Origin of the sequence: Streptomyces finlayi (assembly GCF_014216315.1) — a bacterium.
Taxonomy (GTDB): domain Bacteria; phylum Actinomycetota; class Actinomycetes; order Streptomycetales; family Streptomycetaceae; genus Streptomyces; species Streptomyces finlayi_A.
In genome coordinates this window covers 4,014,677-4,032,863 of record NZ_CP045702.1, presented here as the reverse complement: position 1 = coordinate 4,032,863, position 18,187 = coordinate 4,014,677, and the positions used below count along the sequence as shown (strand labels likewise).

Sequence of the window (18,187 nt, the reverse complement as noted above, 5' to 3'; positions counted from 1 at the left end):
CATATGTCAACTATGATAGTTGTTATATGCTTCAGCGTATGGAGACGAAGACGTACACAACCATCGACCTGCGCAAGGGGATGGGCGAGATCCTGGACCGGACCCGGATCGCCGGTGAGGCCGCCGCCATCACCCGTAAGGGGAAGACGGTCGCCTACTTGGTGCCGGCCGAGTGGTTCGAGCAGATGGCCCGTCGGCACCAGTCGCACGAGGACCGGCACGAGGCCGCCTGACCCACCCTCCATACCAAGGAGCCCGAACCATGCCCGCCCATGCACTCCACTTCGATGGGTACGAGGGGGAACCCCTGCGGTTGCCACCCATGCCCGAACACACGCCTCAAGCACTTCGGTTGGCGATTCAGGAACACACTCCGCACCTCCTCCCGGACTTTGAGGCTCACTGGAAGCGCGTCATCGGCGACGCCTTCAACATCACCCCCGTGCCGGCCTTCATGCGTCTGTGGTGGACGCAGTACGCCATCGCGCGGAATCCCGTCCTCGACTCGCACCTTCGCGACCTCGAAGCCCGCGCCGCCAAGTCCGAGGACCCCGAGGAGTCCATCCGGCTTCTGGAGGAGTACAGCCGTCTCCGGCACGAAGCCGCCGAGAGGAAGCCCGGAGAGTGATCGACGAACCACTCCGGCCGCCTTGGCAAATGGACTGGACGAAGCAGGCGCAGCACGACTTCCAGGACATGCCCGCCGAAGGCAGTGACCTGGTCATGAGTGCCCGTGCGGAACTGGTCAGTGCCGAAGACCCGTACTTTCGGGGAATCGACGCCGATGCCTCGCTCCCGCACTGGATGACCGTCCGACCGCTGGCCTCCACGAGCCCCGGTGGCCCCCACATCGTGGACCTGGCCGGCGGACGCGGCTGGCTCATCTACACCTTCATGCGCCGCCACGCCGACCCACAGATCGTCGTCACCGAAGCCTTCTGGGCCTGACGTCTGCGCCACCGCGGCGTCTGCACCACGGGCGGCTTCCTTTTCCTGTCACCCGCTCCGGCGAAGAACCTCAGGTTGATGACCTGCCGTCGACGTGCCCCGCCCGTGCCTCGATGGCGCTACCTCTACGATCCACTCGGCCGCCACACCGCCAAACAACGGCTCGCTTCCGACGGCGTCACCGTGGCCGAGCAGGTGAGCTTCACCTGGGACGGCAACACCCTCTGCGAACAGACCACCACCTCCGCCGACCTACCTCACCCGGTCGCCCTCACCTGGGACCACTCCGGCATGCGCCCGATGGACACCGGCCCCCTGGGAATGGCGCGCCGGCTGGAGGGAACGGGCCTGGTGATGATCGGCCTGGGCCGCTATGGCGCGGGGAGCTTCGACTTCACCCTCGACGTCAACTCTGCCTGAGCGCGCCCGCACCACCACATCTCGCGACACAGAGGGGAGCGCGAGTTCGATTCTCGTCACCCGCTCTTTGAGCTAAGGCCCTGGTCAGCGACCGGGGCCTTTCGCTTGCCCGCCAGAGGCACTGCTGCGGGTTCTCACCCGCACGCGCAGAAGCCGGACCATCCCGCGCATACTCCAGTATGCTTACCGAATGTCCTCAACGACTCGCATCACCGTCACGCTCCCCAGCGATCAGGTCGCGGAGCTGCGTAAGCTCACGGACAACGTCTCCGGCTACGTGGCGGAAGCCGTAGCCCGCCAGATCCGGCACCAGCTCCTGGGCGACGACCTTCGCCGGCACGAGGAGGAACACGGACACTTCAGCGACGAGGAGCTCGCCGAGGCCCACGCGAAGATCTTCGGCGCCGCCGGCTCCTCCGAGAACGCGGACACCGCGTGAGCGAGCGCATCGAGACCGTCGTCCTGGACTCGGAAGGGCTCTCCGCCTGGATCGCGCAGGACCGCAAGCTCCTCGCAATGCTGCAGGTCTTCCACGACATGGGAGCCGACCTGGTGATCGGGGCGAACACCATCGTGGAAGTCAGCCACTCACGCACCAACGTGCCTCGCCTGAACTGGGCCCTGTCCCGTGTCAAGGTGGAGCCGGTCACCGAACAAACCGCGAAAGCGGCAGCGGAGCTCCTCAAGGGCGTCGGACTGCACGGGCACAAGTACGCCATCGACGCCACGGTCGCCGAGGTCGCCCTGCGCCAGCCGAAACCCGTCGCTCTGCTGACGTCCGACAGCGACGACATGGCCAAGCTCTGCGGCAACCGGGCCCGCATCATCCCTCTCTGACCCGCCGGCCCATCCTGAGCACGCACCTTGGCAGGACCCGTTGCGCTGCCAGCGCATCCTCAACAACCCGCATCACCGTCATGCTCCCCAGCGACCAGGTGGCGGAGCTCCGCACGACACCTCCGAACTGCCCGGGACCACGCCCGTCCCCGCCCCTTGGCGGTCTGAACCGCCCAGGGTTCGGTAGAGACCTCAGATTGTGGTGGTGACCTGGGTTTCGTGGTCGCGAGATAGCAAGAACGGAGGGCGAGGAGTGTGGCCGCCGCCGAGTCGCCAGGCTGGCTCTACCTGGCCACCGTCATCGGCATCGCCTCCCGCCGAGTGGTCGGTGGGCAACCGCCGATCACCTGCGGACCGACCTGGTCGCCGGCGCTCCCGAAGCCGCTTGCCGGGCGCCTCGCCCCATCCGTCCGGTGATCTTCCCTTCGGATCGCGGCTGCCAGGGCGGATGCAACCAGCCAGCAGTTCGCTTCCCTGGCCGGGGAGTTCGGAGCCGGAACAGTCGGGTTCGCGGTCAGGGACCAGGCTGAAGAGATCCAGGATGGAGGTAACGGGTCCACCTGTGTCCGAAGAGGCCAAGCAGCACCAGCACAGACCAGGCGGTGCCAACCGCTACGGTCGCCATGTCAGGAAGCCCAGGTATGGAGCCGCCGGGGTCCTGCTGCTCGCCGTTCGCGGCAGATCAAGCAGCCGCAGGGCATCCTCGACCGGCTCCGAGTCCCGCCGTTCCCACCCCTCGCAAGGACAAGGATCATGAATGCAATGCGGAAGTGGCCCATCGGGGCCACAGCGGTCCTCGCGCTGATATTGACCGCCTGCTCCACGAACACCGGCCCCACGGACAAAGCTGATCACACGGACACCGGCAAGGGCGCCGCCGCTGACCACGATGCGCACGCGACGCCGATCAGGCATGTCCATGGCCTCGGCATCGACCCCGCCGACCAGCGGCTCTACGTCGCATCCCACGACGGCCTCTTCACCACCGGCAAGGGCGGCACCGCCGTACGGGTCGGTGACAGCGAGGACGACTTCATGGGCTTCACCGTGGTCGGGGCGAAAACGTTCCTGGCCAGCGGTCACCCCGCCCCCGACGCCACCGCCGGCCAGGCCAACCACGGCCTGATCGAGAGCACCGATGCCGGGAAGACCTGGAAGCCCCGCTCCCTCGGCGGCGAGGCCGACTTCCACGCCCTCGAACTGGCCCAGGGCGCCATCTACGGCTACGACAGCACCAGCGCCCTGCTGCGCGTGAGCAAGGACGGCGCCACCTGGGACGACCGCGCCCGCATCCAGGCGCTGGACATCGCCGTGAGCCCCGGCGACCCGGACACCGTGCTGGCCACCACCGCCGACGGCCTCGCGAAGAGCACGGACGGCGGCACGACCTTCGCCGCGGGCCGCCAACCCGCCATGGCCTTCGTCTCCTGGGCGACACCGGACGCCCTGTACGGACTCGACGACTGGGGCGGGCTGCACCGAAGCAACGACGAAGGCACCACCTGGCACAAGACGGGCACCGTGCCCGGCGGGCAGGCACAGGCGCTGACAGCGGTCACCGACCGGCGCGTCCTGGCCGCCGGCCAGGACGGCGTCTACGAGTCCACCGATGGCGGCAAGTCCTTCACGAAGCGACTCGCGGTCGCCTCCGGCGACGCCCACTGACCCGCCCCGGTGGAAAGCGCCGCCAGGGCATGGCCTCACCCTGGCGGCGCCGCGTTCCATCCCGGCCAGCCGGGTGGCGCGAGCGCTGTCCACGTAGCAACCGGCGCCGTCACCGAGCTGCAGAGCCATTGGACGACCTCCCTCAGCAGCATCCAGGGCCCCGTCTTCTCGCCCGACGGCACCCGGATCGCCTTCTGCGCCATGGACGACTTCGACCACACCCACAGCACCTACGCCGTCGACGCCGCCGGCGGAAAGAACCTCCAGGTCCTCACGGACCAGGCGGTGACCCCCACCGACTGGCTGAACAGGTAGCCGGGACGCCGGCCGCGTGCCCCGCTGGCGCCGGCGGCCGGCCGTCCCGTCGCCGGCGGGGTGCACGGCGGGCGCGACGGACGGCTGCGACAGCAGGAGCATGGACGCGTTGCTGCCGTCCGCCCAAGGCGAGTCACCGGACGCAGCATGATGCCGGGCGCGATGGACGGTTCGGGAGAGCTCGGAAGCATCTGCCGAGTGATCCCCGAGCCCGGAGTCATCGCACGGGGAAGCCGAAGGAGTACCCCTGCTGCTCGAGCCAGGGCAGCACCTCGCGCAGAGCGGCCAGGGTCTGAGAGCGATCCCCTCCCGCGTCGTGGAAGAGGACGGTCGGCCCGTTGGAGATCTGACTCTTGACGGTGGCGACCATGCTGTCCACACCGGGATGCTCGAAGTCCTTGGTGTCGACGTTCCAGCCCAGCGGTCGCATCCCCCGGGACGCGGCGAGCTGTCGGCTGTACGGGGTGAAGGCACCGCCGGGGGCCCGGTAATACTGCGAACGGACGCCTCCGGACGCCTTGATGATCATGCGTTCGGCATCCAGGATCTGCTGGGACTGGTAGGCCTCGGACCGGGTGTCCATGGTGGTGTCGTGCGAGACCGTGTGGTTGCACAGCCGGTGCCCGTCCGCAACGACCGCCTTGACCAGGTCCGGGTACGCCTGGGCCTGCGTACCCACCATGCAGAACGTGGCCTTCACCCCGCTGTCCTTCAGCAGTTGCAGCACCCGCGGCGTCCAGACCGGGTCCGGGCCGTCGTCGATGGTGATGTTGACGCCCCGTGCGCCGCGGTCCGAGGCGTGCGCGATCTCCGCCGCCACCTTGGTCACGGGCGGGGCGACACGCGCTTGCGGCTGCCGCGCTCCGGCGGGGTCGGCCTGGGCGGTCCACACCGAGGTGGCAGCGGCCACCGCCGTCACCCCGAGCGCCGCCGCGAGAAGCCGGCCGTGCCATCCCCTTCCCTTGTGCTTTGCCATGTCTGCCCGCCCCTTTTGTTACCGCCGTCGATGCCGTGCCCCTATGAAGACATACGAACGCCCGTAGGCGTTCTCTCTGTTACGGAGTGCAGACGAAGCCGCAGAGGGCCGGCGACAAACGCGGGAGTTCCGCGACGGGCGAGGGGGCCAACGGCCTCGCGGACGTACCCGCGAGCCGTTCGCGAGGAACTGCGGCGGTCCGGTTCCACGTCGCACTTCACCGGCGCCGACTGCCACGGACGAAGAGGAGCCCGTCAACAAGCTGACGGGCTCCCGCGAAGATCGAGACTTAATCTGACATCAGGTCAGATCGTCGGTGTCTCATCGACGACCTCCTTGTGCGGTTCGACGACGAACTTCCAGCCCTCGCTGGGCTCCAGGAACCGCACTCGGGTCGGGAAGATGTCCAGGGCCCGGCGATCGCGGTTCTGACCGTTCGTGTTCTTCCGCCCCCGGGCCGGCTCCTCGTACAGGTCGACCTTGACGTCCGGCACCGCGACGGTTTCCTCGCTCCAGCGCTGAACGATCCCGGCACCGAACGCCTCCCGTGCGGCGGCGTAGAGCGAATCCAGGGACTCCTTCCTACCGTCGGGCACAAAGAGGGCGAGGTTCAGGAGGACGCCTGCGCTCTGGAGAACCTCGATCTTTTCCCCCGCCTTGTCCGCAATCCAGATCCCGCGCTCTTCGGCATTATCAGGAAGCACATGTACTTCCTCACCGAAAATCGTCCTGGCGGTGAAGGACCCTCCCTCGAAATTCTTCCCCGGCTTCGTGAGGAAAGCCGGGGCGTAGCAGTCGAGAGGAAGGCCATCCATCTCCGCCGAGACGAAGATGGCGTCCTGGAGGCCCAATTCTGAAGCCTCTCCAGCCGTAAGACGTCGAGCCGCAACCTTCTCGGTATTCACGCCATTCCCCTTTTTTCGTGGCGTCCTGTAAATTCATTCGACTATATCACGAAAACGAAGAGGCAGTCTCTTTACTCGCACCGCGCAGCCCACTGATATAAAGTCGGCCCTCTGAGCCTTTCCATCCGAAAGGCGGCAGTCAAACCCTCTCCGATCGTCGACGAAACGCAGCCCTGTAGGGAAATAAGGGTTCACTGTTTCGGCGGCTTCGGAAACAGGTCGGCGGCCAAGTGAAATGCGAGCGGCCCTGGCGAATGGCGGCCTGCCGAAAGAAGTGACCCATTCGTGTTCCCGGCCGGGGCAGACCCTCGCGTGCGCAGCCGCGGCGAGCACCTCATCGCCCACACTCGCTGAGAGGGGGCGCGCATGTCAGGAGACGTCGCGACGGACTTCCGAGGTACGAGCTCACAGATCGCCTGACAGCGCCTACGACTCCAACCGCACCGCCTTTGCCATCGGGCGCGGGCGGCAGGAACGCGGAGTGGGGTCCCGTCATGACCGATGCGACGTCGATTACTGCGTGTGCGCACCTGCCGGCGTCCGGCGGGTGCGCAGCACTTCAGCCTCCGCGCCCCCGCGCCGTGAGTTCACCGTTCGACGCACGTGGTGAATCAACCGATCAGTCGGTGCGGCGGTATTCGGCATTGATGCGCTGTGCCTCTTCGAGCTGGTCCTCAAGGATGACAATGCGGCAGGCGGCCTCGATGGGGGTCCCGTTGTCGACGAGTTCCCGGGCGCGGGCTGCGATGCGCAACTGGTAGCGGGAGTAGCGGCGGTGTCCGCCCGCGGAGCGGAGCGGCGTGATCAGGCGGGCTTCGCCGATGGCACGGAGGAATCCCTGCGTGGTGCCGAGCATCTCGGCGGCCCGACCCATCGTGTAGGCGGGGTAGTCGTCGTCGTCAAGACGGCCGAACGAGTCGTCTGCTGTCATCTGCACCTCTCTGCGGAACGCGTGGAGGGGCCCTGGTGCCATTGGCACCAGGGCCCCGAAGGAACTGCTACACCATCTGCCGGCCCTGATACTGCGCCGGCCCTCTGTTTCCGCAGACACGACCACAATGCCGTCGCGTGTGCGGGGATCGCGGTTGCTTGACCGGAGACCACCTCACTATCGATGTCCTGCGGTACCCGGGCCCAGTCATTCCGCCCGGGCGATCCTGATGGCGCGAGGCTCCTCCGTTCTTCCCTCTGGACGAACTGACCACTTCACTGCAACTGCGTACTTCCGGTGATGCGTACTGCGTACTGCTGGTGACCTGAAAGAGCGCCACTCTCCGACAGCCAGCCCCGTCGCCCGTCCTGCATCTGCTCTGGCTCAGAACCCCACTGCCGAACCTCCCGGCACGCGCGCCCGCAGCCGACGCCTTTACCGAGGAACCGCTGAGTACCGCACTGCTGATACCGCGAACTTCACTTACCTACTGATCTGGTACTGCGTGAACTGCTGTCCTGCTTCTGGCGGCCCCTGACCACTGCGGGCCACCCGGTCCGGTCGTCAGTCCCGTCGCCGTCCTGCAACAACCCTGGCTTCGGAACTCCACCACCGCACCGTCTTGCGGCTAAGCGTTACTGCTACCTGGCAGTTCGTCTCTGCCGGGCCTTGCTCGATCTCGGCTACGAGAGAAACCATAGCCACCACACGACCCAATGTCTACTCTCGCTGAGATAGATTTCCATGCGCTAGGCAGGGAGATAGTCCGACTCGACCACCGAGGAGGCGCGGGCGGTCCGCGGCAGCCGAGGCCACCTCGTCCGACCAGCATCGATACGCACGGCTCGATGGCGCGAACAGCGCGGCCTCCCCGCCTGGCCCTGCGGTCCGTCGGCCTGCCGGAGAATCCGGAGGAGCGTGCACGGATGGCTGCCGGAACCGCGGTACCGGCAGCCCCTGTCGTCCGCCGTGCTCGGCACCGAGGCCGTGCGCCTCGCGGAACTACGGGACTGGTCCGCGTACTGGGAAGTCGTCTGCGCCGCGCCGCCGGCCGACGCGTTACGGCTGGTCCGACGGCTTCCCCGGCACGGCTGCCACCCCGCGTCCCGCTCGGACCGGAGCTGTTGGCCTGGCTCCCTACCGCCTCCCCCCGCCGCGCCCTCGCACTCAACCGGGTGGCGGTGACGCCCGGTGGAGACCGACTGGTCCTGTGCGACGGCCACCGCCTCATCGCCACCGACGCCGCACTCACCAGGGCGCTGGCCGCCGCCGCCGTACCGCAGGAGCACGCGGACGTCTCGGGACCGATCTTCGCGGACGACGACCTTCTCGTCACGGCGGGGAACCACGGCGGCCTGACGCTATGGCGGTTGGACGAACTCGGGCTGGAGCCGGTGGCCCGACGGGACACCGTCCGGCTGTCCGAGCTGTTCGCCGTGCCGGAGTGGGGTGTGGTCGGGGGCAAGGCGGGCTCCGAGGCGCGTATCCACTTCTTCGACCCGGCCAACGGCCTCGCACCGGTCGCGGGCCCGGCCGCCGTCGTCGGCGACGGCGGCCGTCTCAAGGCCGTCATGACAGCCCCCAACGGGCGCTACGTCGTCTACTCCGGCCGGCTCGACGCCGGCGAGCCGATCGGACGGCGCTCCTTCGCCTGGCTCACCAGGATCCACGATCTCCACCACCCCGGCGCGATCCTCCAGAACCCCCTGGGCGCCCTCGCCGCCCCCCAGCTCGACGCCCTCTCCCACGCGACCGCGGCCTCCTTCCAGCAACGCGACCTCTTCCGCCTGGCCTGCACCCTCGGCTGCCGTCCGTGAGTGAGCTGGTGAAGGGCGCGGGGCCGGTCGGCCGGTGACTCCGGCGTATCCGCGCCCCATCGACGCCGGTCTGACGGTGTTCACCTGGGCTCTTGGGGGTGCGCGAGGCAGTGGGCAGGCTGAAGGCGCACGCGGACGGGCGGCGACACTACCGCTGACCGTCCGGGGTGGCTTTCAGCGTCTCCCGTATGACGGCCACGCCCTGCTCGACCATCTCGCCGATGGGGCCGCCGAGTTCGTCGGGCACCACGTCTGTCGTCCAGACGAACCGGCTGCGCCCTCCGGTGTCGGCGAGTACCCGCATCGAGGCGTGATGGTGCTTCGGTGTCATCGCGCCGCCGACCACCGCGTAGGCCACCCTGCGGGCCTCCTCGTCGATGTCGACGATCAGCTCGTGCACGACGAGACCGTTCGCGAAGGTCACGATCCTGATGTCCGCCTCCATGCGGGTGTCCGTGACGAAGCCCGGCGCCAGGCACCGGTGCACGGCCCCCACCTCGCGCAGGGCCTCCCAGACGTTCTCCGGGGAGTTGTCGATCAGGAATTCCTTGTGGATGTGAGCCATGTGAGCTTCTCCTGTCGGGTGATCGGTCCCCGCCGGCGGTACGGGGTGAAGGGCTGCGCTCAGCTTCCTCGTCCCACCCGTCCCGGTCTTGAAGATTCTTGCGCGGGGTGACTGTCCGACCCCCGGCGTAGCGTTCGAGGGTGCTCACCTCCACCGTTCTCGCCACCCGGCCCGGCTTCCGCGTCACCGCGGTGAACTGCCGTGACGACCACACCCTGTGGTCGGAAACGGAGGTGCGCGAGGACTACCGGGTCGTACTCGTGCGCCGCGGCCGGTTCCGCAGGCAGACGGCCGGCACCTCGGCCGATGTCGACCCGACCGTGGCCTATCTCGGCATCCCGGGCGAGGAGGAGCGTTTCGCGCACCCGGCCGCCGGGGGCGACGCGTGCACATCGATCAGCCTGACGCCCGAACTGTGGAGGGTCGTGGCCGGTGAGGGCGCCCGCCCGGCTCGGCAGAGCGTCTACGTGGACGCCCGTCTCGACCTGGCCCACCGCCGCCTCTGCGCGTCCGCACGCACCGGCGACGTGGACCATGCGGTGACCGAGGAATTACTCGGTCTTCTCTCCGCCACCGTCGGCCAGGCCGTCGACGGAGCCGTTCCGCCCGGTGTCCGTCCCGGCCGGGACGAGGCGGCGCTCGTCGCCGCTGCCCGGCATGCGATCGGCGCGTCCCACCCCGCCTCCGAGGGGCTTCTGCCACTCGCGGAGCTCCTCGGCGTCTCGCCGTACCGTCTGAGCCGCTCCTTCACCCGCGAGCTGGGCGTCTCGCTGACCCGCTACCGCAACCGGGTCCGTGTCGGCCGGGCCCTCGACCGTCTGGACGCGGGCGAGGACAGCCTCGCCACCCTCGCCGCCGACCTCGGCTTCTCCGACCAGGCCCACCTCTGCCGGACCTTGCGCCAGTACCTCGGCCACACACCCACGGCACTGCGTCGGCTCCTCGCCGCGCGCCCGCCGACACCCGTGCACCAGGACGGACACCTGCGCGGCCCCTCGGATTCCGGGTGATCCGCGTACACCGCAACAGCGCCTGTGCGTGACTGGGTTGACCGGCCCGGCGGGTATCTGCTGCGTGCCGACCGCGATGAACTGGACGCGGCGCGTTTCGAGGATCTGGCGGGGACCCGCGTTCACCGGGATCGCCGACGTCCCGGCTCTGGCCTCGGAGGCCGCCCGCCTCGACGAGTCGCGGCTCGGCGTACTCGAAGAGCGGATCGGCGTCGGCCTCCGGCTGGGCCGTCCGACGAGGGCGACGCGTACCGCAACAGTCCGGTCGTGGGTGCTCGTATGAATCTCGGTGGTGGGGGCGGTGACGCCGCCGTTAGCATCCGCTGATGACGATGTCGGCGGACGAAGCGTTCAACGATGCAGTACGCCGAGCCGACCTCGGAGCACTGTCCGGTCCCTCGGACACCGGGGTGTGCACGCCGGCCGCTCTCGGTCGGCTGATCCGGCACGGTGATCCTGAGGTTCGGCGTCGGGGACTGGTCCTTCTCGCCGAACGCGTCAGGTCGGGCCCGGCCCTCGGCGCACACGTGGGGGCCGAGTACGCGGCGTTGCTGCCTGGGTCGGTGTCGGTGGTAGGGGCGGGAGCGCCGGAGACGGCGCTCGTGCTGGCGGGGCTCTACGAACGGCTCGGCCCGTTCCTGGGAGGGCGTTCGTGGCCCCGGTGGCGTACGGCCGGGTTGCCCGTACGGGTACGGATCGCCTGGTTGCGTGCCGAACTGCTCAACGACCCGTCGGTGATCCGTGACGAACCTCCGGGTGAACTGCTCTACCAGGCCGTCCGGGACGTGGATGTCACCGAAGCGCACCGGCCCGCGGAGTTCGTGGACGCGTTGGTGGACAGCGGTGACCCGGCGTTGTGGCTCCAGGCACTGCGGCTGGCCCGGCAGGGTCTGCGGGCGGGGCTGCTGGCCCCCGTCCGCGTCCGCGCGGTCGTGAGCGGCCTGCTCGGCGGCGGCGGAGCCGTCACCGAAGCGGCACTCGCCGAACTCACCGAGTCGTGGGCGGCGTTGGACCCGCTGCCGCCTGGCAGGCTGGCTCCGTTCCTTGCCGTCGGCCCGGTGAGCGCCAGGCCGAAGGTCGCCGAGGCCGCCCTCGCCGTCGCAGCCCACCACGGGCACGGTGACCTGGTACGGCAGGTCGCCGGTGATCCCGACCTGCCGCCGGGGCTCCGTCGCCGAGCGCTGGAGCTGCTCGGCGATCTGGCGGTCCGGGGTGACATCGGTGACCTGACGGCGCTGGCCGTGCGCGACCCGCTGCTGTTCGGCGCTGCCCTCGTCACCTGCCTGCGCGGGCTGCACCGGCGCGGGCACTTCGCGGAGGCCGGACACGTGCCGTCCCTCGTCGCCCTGGCGCTGGCGGACCACACGGTTCCGCCTGTCGAGGTCGCGACGATCCTGTTCACCTGCCGCGAGGTGCTGTTCCGCGTCCTGGTGGACGCGGAACCCGGCGACCCGAGCTGGCCCCGGCGGCTCGCGCTGCTGGTCGCCCTGGCCGGGCAAGGCACGGGAGAGCTCCCGATCGGGGCCGCGATCACCCGCGTACTGCCGGTGGCGCCCGCGCCGAGGCCGTTCCTGGACGCGATCCGCGTGATCCGGCACGTGGATGCCGAAGAGGCCGTGATCGCCCTGCTGCCGTCCGCGCCCGCTGCGGCTCTGGAGGCTCTGGAGGCCATCGGAGGGCACCGGACGGTACGGGCGCTGAGGGACGGGCTCGGACTGGGCGCACCGGAGAGCGAAGGTGCGCCGGAGGGCGAAGGTGCACCGGCGAGCGGAGGCGCACCGGAGAACAAAGGTGCGCCGGAGGGCGAAGGTGCGCCCGCAGCCGATATCGCGCCCCACCTGCGAGCCGTACGGACCCGGGCCCTGGAGCTGCTGTGGCATCTGACGGGGGAGGCCGGGGGCGCGGGGAACGCGGCCCAGCGGCGCGCCCTCCTCGTACGCCTCGATCCCGCCGACCTGCCGCCGCGCATCGCCGCCGACCTCGGCGGACCGGACGAACAGGAACTCGCCCTGCTCGGCGCGCACATGGACCCGGGCAATCCGGTAGCGGCACTGTGCCGACTCGCGGCCCACGGCAGTGCCGGGCCGCTCCCGGTCATCGCCGGCCTGCTCGCACGCGTCGTGACCGAGCTGGCGGCCTCCCGCGTACCGGGCGCGGCCGCCCCCGGAACCCGAGGCGAACCCCCGGTCCGTGAACCCGCCGTGCCGCAGGAGGTGGTGGACGCCCTGCACGCCCTGGGCCGCCGTCTCCACGAGCGGAGAAAGATCCGGCCGTCCTGTCTCCTGGACGCAAAGGACGCACAGTCCGCCGGTCACGCACTCGTCGCCACGACAGCGCTGGACCTGCTGGAACGACCGGGGCTGTCCGACTCCGAGCAGGCGATCCTGCTCGAACTGCTCCTGCGGGCCCCCTACTTCCGGACCCGCGCACGCGTGCACCGCATGCTGCGGCACCGCGACCGGCATGTACGCAAGCACGTGATCGCACTGCTCGCCCGCGACACCGGGGGCGACGACGCCCAGGCGTTGTCGGCGACCTTGATCGCGCTCACCACGGCCGGGGACGTCCAGACCGTCCGGCAGTCGCTCCTCGCCCTGGGGCACGCCGGAGCCCGCTGGGCCTGTTCCGCGGTCGCCGCATGCCTCGACCATCCGAACATGAACATCAAGAAGACCGCCGCCGCGGTGCTGGTACGCATCGGTACACCGGCGGCGGTCCCGAAACTGCTCCTCTGGCTCGGCCGTCACGACAATCCCGGGCTGCACTCCACGATCGCCGAAGCACTCCGTACCGTCCTCGGCACGGCGTACGCGGCGACACTGGTCGCCGCCGCCGAACGCGGTGACAGCCCCCGCACCGTGGGACTGCTGCTGGAGGCACTCTCCGGCGAACTCTCGGCGCGCTCCGTCCGCGCCTTGGACGACCAGGCCTCACCGGTCGCACCGGCCCTGCTCGCCCTGGTGGCGAACGGCCGGGTCACCCTCACCGAGGGGACGGCCGAAGACCTCGCCGCACCGCTGGCCAGGCACGGCATCACCCCGCCCACCGGGTATCGGCCGACGGGCGGCGACGGCAGCGACAGGCCCGACCCCGACGTCACTTCGCCGGCCACGGAGGGCTGGCATCCGTCGATCGCGCTGCGCGTCGCCCAGAGGGCGAAACCCCCGCTCCCCGACCGGCTGTGGACGCTGCGGCCCCTGCTCCCGGACTGGCTGCGGCTTGCCGGCGCCGAACCCTCCGCGCGGCAGCGGTTGGTGCGGTTCGCGATGCGGCTGTGCCCCGCCCCCTGGACCGATGCGGAACTGACGGCGTTCGCCCAGTTCGCTCAGGTCCTGACCGACGCGCTCCGCGAAGCCTCGGACCAGGACCGGCAGGACCTCGTCGCGGTGCTCGCCGCCGCGGCACCCAAGCTGACGGCGGCCAGAAGGCCTGCGGTCGCCGACGCCGTACGATCGCTTCCTCCCGGTCCTGCGGGACCCACCTCCACCCTCACCCTGCTGCGCCGCCTCGACGCCGTGCTGGTCCGCGCCGATCTCGAACAGGCCCTCGCCGCCGCGCGGCTCGGCGGCGCCCCGTGGCCGGCCGAGGCCGCTGTACTGAGGGAAGCCTTCGGCGTCGACAAGCCCTCCGCGCACTCCGTACCCGCTGAGGTCCGGGCGTGGCGGGCCGCGCTGGACGCGGCGGTACGCACGCCGAACGCCCTGGCCGCCTTCCGCAGGGCTCAAGACGGCACGGCCGGCTCCCGGGACCGTCTGGCCGCACTGGTCGAGGCGTACTCCCCGGCCGCCCCGGAGGTCCGTACGGCCCTCATCGACTGGATGACCGTTCTCCAGCCCCTCGACGCACCGCCCTGGACCCTCACCGAGGCCGCCCGCCCACCGGCGCCGCCCACCCCACGCACCCTCCGCATCGACGATCTCGACCAGCCCCGTTCGACCGCGCTTCGGGAACGGCTGCTGACCATGCTGCGGGGACCGGCTCCGGACCGCAGGGAGACGGCGGCCCTGGCCCTCCTCACGTGGCCCGAGCCTGCCGCCACCGTGCCCGTGCTCCGAGCGTTTCTCCAGGGCCGCATCGACCTGCCGGCCGGCGCCGGTCCCGTGTTGGCCCGCACGCTGGCGGTCATGGGTGAGGCAGAACTCAGGGCCGACGGCATCCTGCGCAGCAGGGTGGCCGCCGTCGCGGCGAAGCTCGACCCGTGTGACCTCGAACCGCTGATCCCGCTGCTGCTCGAATGGTGGGAGGACGGCCCGCCCGCGACCACCTCGGCAGCCGCGGACGCGCTGCTCCACGTTCCCGCCGACGTGCTGGCGACGCACCTCGGCGACCAACTCACGGACGGGTCCTGGGGGTACCTGGACCTGCTCGTCGGCCGCCCGCTCCTGCGTACCTCCGCGCTGACCACGACCTGCCGGCGGCTGCGGGCGGAGGGGCGCGACCACCTGGCGGACCGGCTGCGTCCCGTCGACGGACCGCTGCTCGGTCCGCACGCCGCACCACAGGCCCGGACCACCCCCGCCGAAGACACGCACCGCCCGTCCCCCCCTTCCCCGCCTTCCCCTCCGGAGCTGCTGCGCCTGGCCCGGACCGGCACCCCCGAGCAGGTACGCCGCGCACTCACGCAACTGACCGAGGCGGACCGCGCCCAGGTGCCGGTCCCCGAACTGCGCACGCTGATCGGCGAGTTGCTGCACCACGCCAAGCCCGGAGTACGTCTCCACGCGCACCGGACCTCGCGGGTGACGATGGACCGGCCGACCCACCTGGGCCATACCTCGGTGCTCCTGGAGGACCCCCAGCCCAGCATCGTGCGCACGGCGGTCCACACCCTCTGCCACGCCGCCTGGGCCCCCGCGATCCCCGCTCTGGCTGCCCTGCTCGAGCATCCGCATCCCGTGGTCCGCACGGCGGCGACGGAGGGACTCCTCACCCTGGGCGCTCCGACGGTCCCCGCCCTCAGGCACGCCGCCGACCACGCCCGCCCCGACAAACGGTCGGTCTACACGGACGTGCTCCAGCAGATCAGGTCCACGCAGGAGTGACGCCCGCAGCGCACTGAGCACTGCGACCCGCGAAGTTGTCGCCCCGGTCCCGGACCGTGAGCGCACGCACACACACATGGACATTGACCATGTGCGCGACCGTTGACGTGACCACGACACGCGCTTACTGTCCACAGAAAGCGCTTGCTGTCCTTGCTCGAGCGGCTTGGTCGGCCCGTCCGTTCATGCACCCGGACAGGCCGTTGCCACCGTCCCACACCCGAACCGCCGCAGAAGGGGGTCGGCCGCAACCGACTCCCGCCGCCTCTCCCCCCTCCTCCCCTCTCGGTACCAACCCCCCTCTGGAGACGAACGATGCAACTGAAACCCGTCATCGCGTGCGTCAGCCTGCTGGCCGGCACTCTCGTCGCGGTATCCGGCACCTCGGCTCAGGCCGCAGCCGTCCGATACGAGGCCGAGCGCTCCCCCGCCGTCTGCAGCGGCGCCATCGAGTCCGAGTGGGGCGGCTACTCCGACACCGGCTTCTGCAACGCCGGCAACGCGGTGGGCGCCCACGCGCAGTTCACCGTGAACGCCGCCGCGGCCGGCACCGCGACCGTGCAGGTGCGCTTCGCCAACGGGACCACCACCGCACGGCCCGCGAATGTGACGGTCAGCGGCTCGGCAGCCGGGTCCGCGTCCTTCCAGGGCACAGGAACCTGGGCGACCTGGGCGACCAAGACGCTGACCGTGCCGGTACGGGCGGGCAGCAACACCATCCAGCTCAGCCCGACCACCGCCACCGGGCTGCCCAACATCGACTACGTGGACGTGGAGGTCCAGGCGGGCGGCGGCACCACGCCCCCGCCGGCCGGCACCACGCTGTACGTCGCACCGAACGGCACCGACAGCGCGGCCGGGACGGAGGCCGCTCCGACAACGCTGGCCTCGGCGCTCGCCCGCGTCCCGTCCGGGGGGCAGATCTACCTGCGCGGCGGAAAGTACGCGCTCGCGCGGACCGTCACCATCGCGCCGGACAACAGCGGCACCGCGAGTGCCCCCAAGCAGCTGTCCACCTACCCGGGCGAGACCCCGGTGCTGAACTTCGCCGCCATGACCGAGGACCCCGCCAACCGCGGGCTCGCCGTGAACGGCTCGTACTGGAACATCGAAGGACTGGTCGTCGAGCACGCCGGTGACAACGGGATCTTCGTCGGTGGCAGCAACAACACCATTGAGCGGACGGTGACGCGCTTCAACCGCGACACCGGCCTGCAGCTCTCACGGATGGCCTCCACCACCCCGCGCGACCAGTGGCCGTCCGACAACCTCGTCCTCAGCGCGCAGTCGCACGACAACGCCGACTCCGACGGAGAGGACGCCGACGGCTTCGCCGCGAAGCTCACCGTCGGCTCCGGCAACGTCTTCCGCTACGCCGTCGCACACAACAACATCGACGACGGCTGGGACCTCTACACCAAGACCGACACCGGCCCCATCGGCGCCGTGACCATCGAGGACTCCCTCGCCTACGAGAACGGCACACTGAGCGACGGCAGCCAGAACTCCAGCGGCGACCGCAACGGCTACAAGCTCGGCGGCGAGGACATCAAGGTCAACCACGTCGTCCGGCGCAACATCGCCTACGACAACGGCAAGCACGGATTCACGTACAACCGGAACCTCGGCACGATGGCGGTCTCGGACAACATCAGCATCGACAACTCCGAGCGCAACTTCTCCTTCGACGGCGGCACGTCGGTGTTCCGGAACAACGTCTCGTGCCGGAGCGGCAGCGGCACGAACGACAAGACCGTGGGCGACGCCGACGGCACGAACCAGTTCTGGTCCGGCACGAACGGCTCCCGCTGCTCCTCCTACGCAGGCGCCCTGGCCTGGACCTACACCCCGGACGGCCGCCTCGCGGTCACCTTCGGCGGCAACCGCGTGACTCCGTAACCGTTCCCACGCTCAAGCAGAAGGCCCAGGTCACCGACCTGGGCCTTCTCGTTTCACTTCACTTCACTTGTCACGTGGCCCACCATCCCAGCGGACGCCCGGTGCCGGCTCAGTCGTAGCTGAAGTCGCCCACCGTCCAGGCGCTGACGTCCTTGATGGAGACCCGGTACATCCCACCCGTCTCCGGGATGCCGATCGTGCCCTGAAGGATGCGGGCGACATGGAAGTGCAGATGGGTGGGCGGGTCGTGCTTGCCGGTGGGGGTGGTGAAGATGCCGGAGAACTCGCCCAGGCGGGCCGAGTCCGTCAGGACCTCCGAAACACGCTGCCTCCACACGGCTTCGGGAGCCAGTCGGCCGGTGATGACAGCACCACCGGCGACCACGGTCAGGGACATCTGATTGCTGTGCCCGGACTCCACCATGGCGGCGATGTCCACGAGCAGCTCGTCAGTCTTCGACATGAAACCCGAGTCTATTGGCCGGGCCGACCGGCCATCTCTCGGGCCGTCCGGGTGACGGTGCGGCCCCTGTCGCCGGAGGGCGATTACCTCGTCGCCGAGTCCGCGAAAATCTGCGCTGACGAAGGTAGACATTGAGCATCTGGCTGGCTATGGTTTCTCTCGTAGCCAAGGTTGAACGGCCCGGCCGAGGTGAATGGCCGGGCAGCGGTACACGCAGTTCGGTGCGGTCGTGGAGCGTCGAAGCCAGAGTTTTCGCAGGACGGCGACGGGGCTGACGACCGGACCGGGTGGCCCGAAGTGATCAGGGGCCGCCACCAGCAGTACGCCGGCATGGCGCACGCCGTTCGAGGTGCGCCCATGGCTACGCCGGCCGCGCATCTGTCATCCAGAGGGA

General features: G+C 69.9%; 17 protein-coding genes and 1 pseudogene. 13 read left to right on the top strand and 5 right to left on the bottom strand.

The window, feature by feature from the left end:
* Positions 1 to 38: 38 nt before the first annotated feature.
* The 8 genes and pseudogenes from F0344_RS18660 to F0344_RS18625 all read left to right on the top strand — a co-directional run bounded on the left by F0344_RS18660 (position 39) and on the right by F0344_RS18625 (position 4,185).
* Complete coding sequence (locus F0344_RS18660; RefSeq protein WP_103492353.1) at positions 39 to 233, top strand: type II toxin-antitoxin system Phd/YefM family antitoxin; 195 nt, start codon at positions 39 to 41, stop codon at positions 231 to 233.
* Positions 234 to 262: 29 nt separating this feature from the next.
* Complete coding sequence (locus tag F0344_RS18655) at positions 263 to 628, top strand: hypothetical protein (protein ID WP_030595201.1); 366 nt, start codon at positions 263 to 265, stop codon at positions 626 to 628.
* Positions 629 to 657: 29 nt separating this feature from the next.
* A complete protein-coding gene (locus F0344_RS18650; protein WP_185299869.1) occupies positions 658 to 948 on the top strand; it encodes a hypothetical protein in 291 nt (96 codons plus the stop codon).
* A 99-nt stretch (positions 949 to 1,047) separates the two neighbouring features.
* Positions 1,048 to 1,251, top strand: a pseudogene (locus F0344_RS36855) (hypothetical protein); the annotation flags it as partial.
* Positions 1,252 to 1,558: 307 nt separating this feature from the next.
* Entirely contained in the window at positions 1,559 to 1,807 is a 249-nt protein-coding gene (locus F0344_RS18640; protein WP_185299867.1) for a type II toxin-antitoxin system CcdA family antitoxin, read from the top strand.
* Entirely contained in the window at positions 1,804 to 2,205 is a 402-nt protein-coding gene (locus F0344_RS18635; RefSeq protein ID WP_185299866.1) for a PIN domain-containing protein, read from the top strand. The genes F0344_RS18640 and F0344_RS18635 overlap by 4 nt, the downstream gene beginning before the upstream one ends.
* A 753-nt stretch (positions 2,206 to 2,958) precedes the next feature.
* Positions 2,959 to 3,870 carry a F510_1955 family glycosylhydrolase gene (locus F0344_RS18630; RefSeq protein ID WP_308460979.1) on the top strand — a complete coding sequence of 304 codons (912 nt, stop codon included), beginning with the start codon at positions 2,959 to 2,961 and terminating at the stop codon, positions 3,868 to 3,870.
* 9 nt (positions 3,871 to 3,879) lie between these two features.
* Positions 3,880 to 4,185, top strand: coding sequence for a PD40 domain-containing protein (locus tag F0344_RS18625; protein ID WP_185299865.1), 306 nt, complete (start codon positions 3,880 to 3,882; stop codon positions 4,183 to 4,185).
* A gap of 217 nt (positions 4,186 to 4,402) precedes the next feature.
* Here the strand turns inward: F0344_RS18625 and F0344_RS18620 are convergent, their stop codons facing one another.
* From F0344_RS18620 to F0344_RS18610, 3 genes are all read right to left on the bottom strand, one after another.
* Positions 4,403 to 5,161, bottom strand: coding sequence for a polysaccharide deacetylase family protein (locus F0344_RS18620; RefSeq protein WP_185299864.1), 759 nt, complete (start codon positions 5,159 to 5,161; stop codon positions 4,403 to 4,405).
* Between the two features lie 305 nt (positions 5,162 to 5,466).
* Positions 5,467 to 6,066, bottom strand: coding sequence for a hypothetical protein (locus F0344_RS18615; RefSeq protein ID WP_185299863.1), 600 nt, complete (start codon positions 6,064 to 6,066; stop codon positions 5,467 to 5,469).
* A 619-nt stretch (positions 6,067 to 6,685) separates the two neighbouring features.
* Positions 6,686 to 6,997: a MerR family transcriptional regulator gene (locus F0344_RS18610; protein WP_185299862.1), complete on the bottom strand. Its 312-nt coding sequence runs from the start codon at positions 6,995 to 6,997 to the stop codon at positions 6,686 to 6,688.
* Between the two features lie 1,124 nt (positions 6,998 to 8,121).
* On the opposite strand from F0344_RS18610, the gene F0344_RS18605 reads away from it, so the two are divergent.
* Complete coding sequence (locus F0344_RS18605) at positions 8,122 to 8,814, top strand: hypothetical protein (protein ID WP_185299861.1); 693 nt, start codon at positions 8,122 to 8,124, stop codon at positions 8,812 to 8,814.
* Between the two features lie 148 nt (positions 8,815 to 8,962).
* On the opposite strand, the gene F0344_RS18600 is transcribed toward F0344_RS18605, so the two are convergent.
* The gene (locus F0344_RS18600) at positions 8,963 to 9,379 is read right to left on the bottom strand and encodes an SRPBCC family protein (protein ID WP_185299860.1); all 417 of its coding nucleotides are present in this window, start codon (positions 9,377 to 9,379) and stop codon (positions 8,963 to 8,965) included.
* 140 nt (positions 9,380 to 9,519) lie between these two features.
* Between F0344_RS18600 and F0344_RS18595 the strand changes: the two genes are divergently transcribed.
* The 4 genes from F0344_RS18595 to F0344_RS18580 all read left to right on the top strand — a co-directional run bounded on the left by F0344_RS18595 (position 9,520) and on the right by F0344_RS18580 (position 17,330).
* Positions 9,520 to 10,389 carry a helix-turn-helix domain-containing protein gene (locus tag F0344_RS18595; protein WP_185299859.1) on the top strand — a complete coding sequence of 290 codons (870 nt, stop codon included), beginning with the start codon at positions 9,520 to 9,522 and terminating at the stop codon, positions 10,387 to 10,389.
* A 28-nt stretch (positions 10,390 to 10,417) separates the two neighbouring features.
* Positions 10,418 to 10,672: a BTAD domain-containing putative transcriptional regulator gene (locus F0344_RS18590; RefSeq protein ID WP_258049996.1), complete on the top strand. Its 255-nt coding sequence runs from the start codon at positions 10,418 to 10,420 to the stop codon at positions 10,670 to 10,672.
* Between the two features lie 43 nt (positions 10,673 to 10,715).
* The gene (locus F0344_RS18585; RefSeq protein ID WP_185299858.1) at positions 10,716 to 15,431 is read left to right on the top strand and encodes a HEAT repeat domain-containing protein; all 4,716 of its coding nucleotides are present in this window, start codon (positions 10,716 to 10,718) and stop codon (positions 15,429 to 15,431) included.
* 315 nt (positions 15,432 to 15,746) lie between these two features.
* Positions 15,747 to 17,330, top strand: a complete 1,584-nt coding sequence (locus F0344_RS18580; protein ID WP_185299857.1) for a carbohydrate-binding protein — start codon at positions 15,747 to 15,749, stop codon at positions 17,328 to 17,330.
* A gap of 109 nt (positions 17,331 to 17,439) precedes the next feature.
* On the opposite strand, the gene F0344_RS18575 is transcribed toward F0344_RS18580, so the two are convergent.
* A complete protein-coding gene (locus tag F0344_RS18575; RefSeq protein ID WP_185299856.1) occupies positions 17,440 to 17,793 on the bottom strand; it encodes a hypothetical protein in 354 nt (117 codons plus the stop codon).
* Positions 17,794 to 18,187: the final 394 nt, after the last annotated feature.

Excerpts from the sequence above, each read along its gene's own strand:
- F0344_RS18660 (WP_103492353.1), top strand. The coding sequence starts at position 39 with ATGGAGACGAAGACGTACACAACCATCGACCTGCGCAAGGGGATGGGC.
- F0344_RS18655 (WP_030595201.1), top strand. The coding sequence starts at position 263 with ATGCCCGCCCATGCACTCCACTTCGATGGGTACGAGGGGGAACCCCTG.
- F0344_RS18650 (WP_185299869.1), top strand. The coding sequence starts at position 658 with ATGGACTGGACGAAGCAGGCGCAGCACGACTTCCAGGACATGCCCGCC.
- F0344_RS18640 (WP_185299867.1), top strand. The coding sequence starts at position 1,559 with ATGTCCTCAACGACTCGCATCACCGTCACGCTCCCCAGCGATCAGGTC.
- F0344_RS18630 (WP_308460979.1), top strand. The coding sequence starts at position 2,959 with ATGAATGCAATGCGGAAGTGGCCCATCGGGGCCACAGCGGTCCTCGCG.
- F0344_RS18620 (WP_185299864.1), bottom strand. The coding sequence starts at position 5,161 with ATGGCAAAGCACAAGGGAAGGGGATGGCACGGCCGGCTTCTCGCGGCG.
- F0344_RS18610 (WP_185299862.1), bottom strand. The coding sequence starts at position 6,997 with ATGACAGCAGACGACTCGTTCGGCCGTCTTGACGACGACGACTACCCC.
- F0344_RS18600 (WP_185299860.1), bottom strand. The coding sequence starts at position 9,379 with ATGGCTCACATCCACAAGGAATTCCTGATCGACAACTCCCCGGAGAAC.
- F0344_RS18585 (WP_185299858.1), top strand. The coding sequence starts at position 10,716 with ATGACGATGTCGGCGGACGAAGCGTTCAACGATGCAGTACGCCGAGCC.
- F0344_RS18580 (WP_185299857.1), top strand. The coding sequence starts at position 15,747 with ATGCAACTGAAACCCGTCATCGCGTGCGTCAGCCTGCTGGCCGGCACT.
- F0344_RS18575 (WP_185299856.1), bottom strand. The coding sequence starts at position 17,793 with ATGTCGAAGACTGACGAGCTGCTCGTGGACATCGCCGCCATGGTGGAG.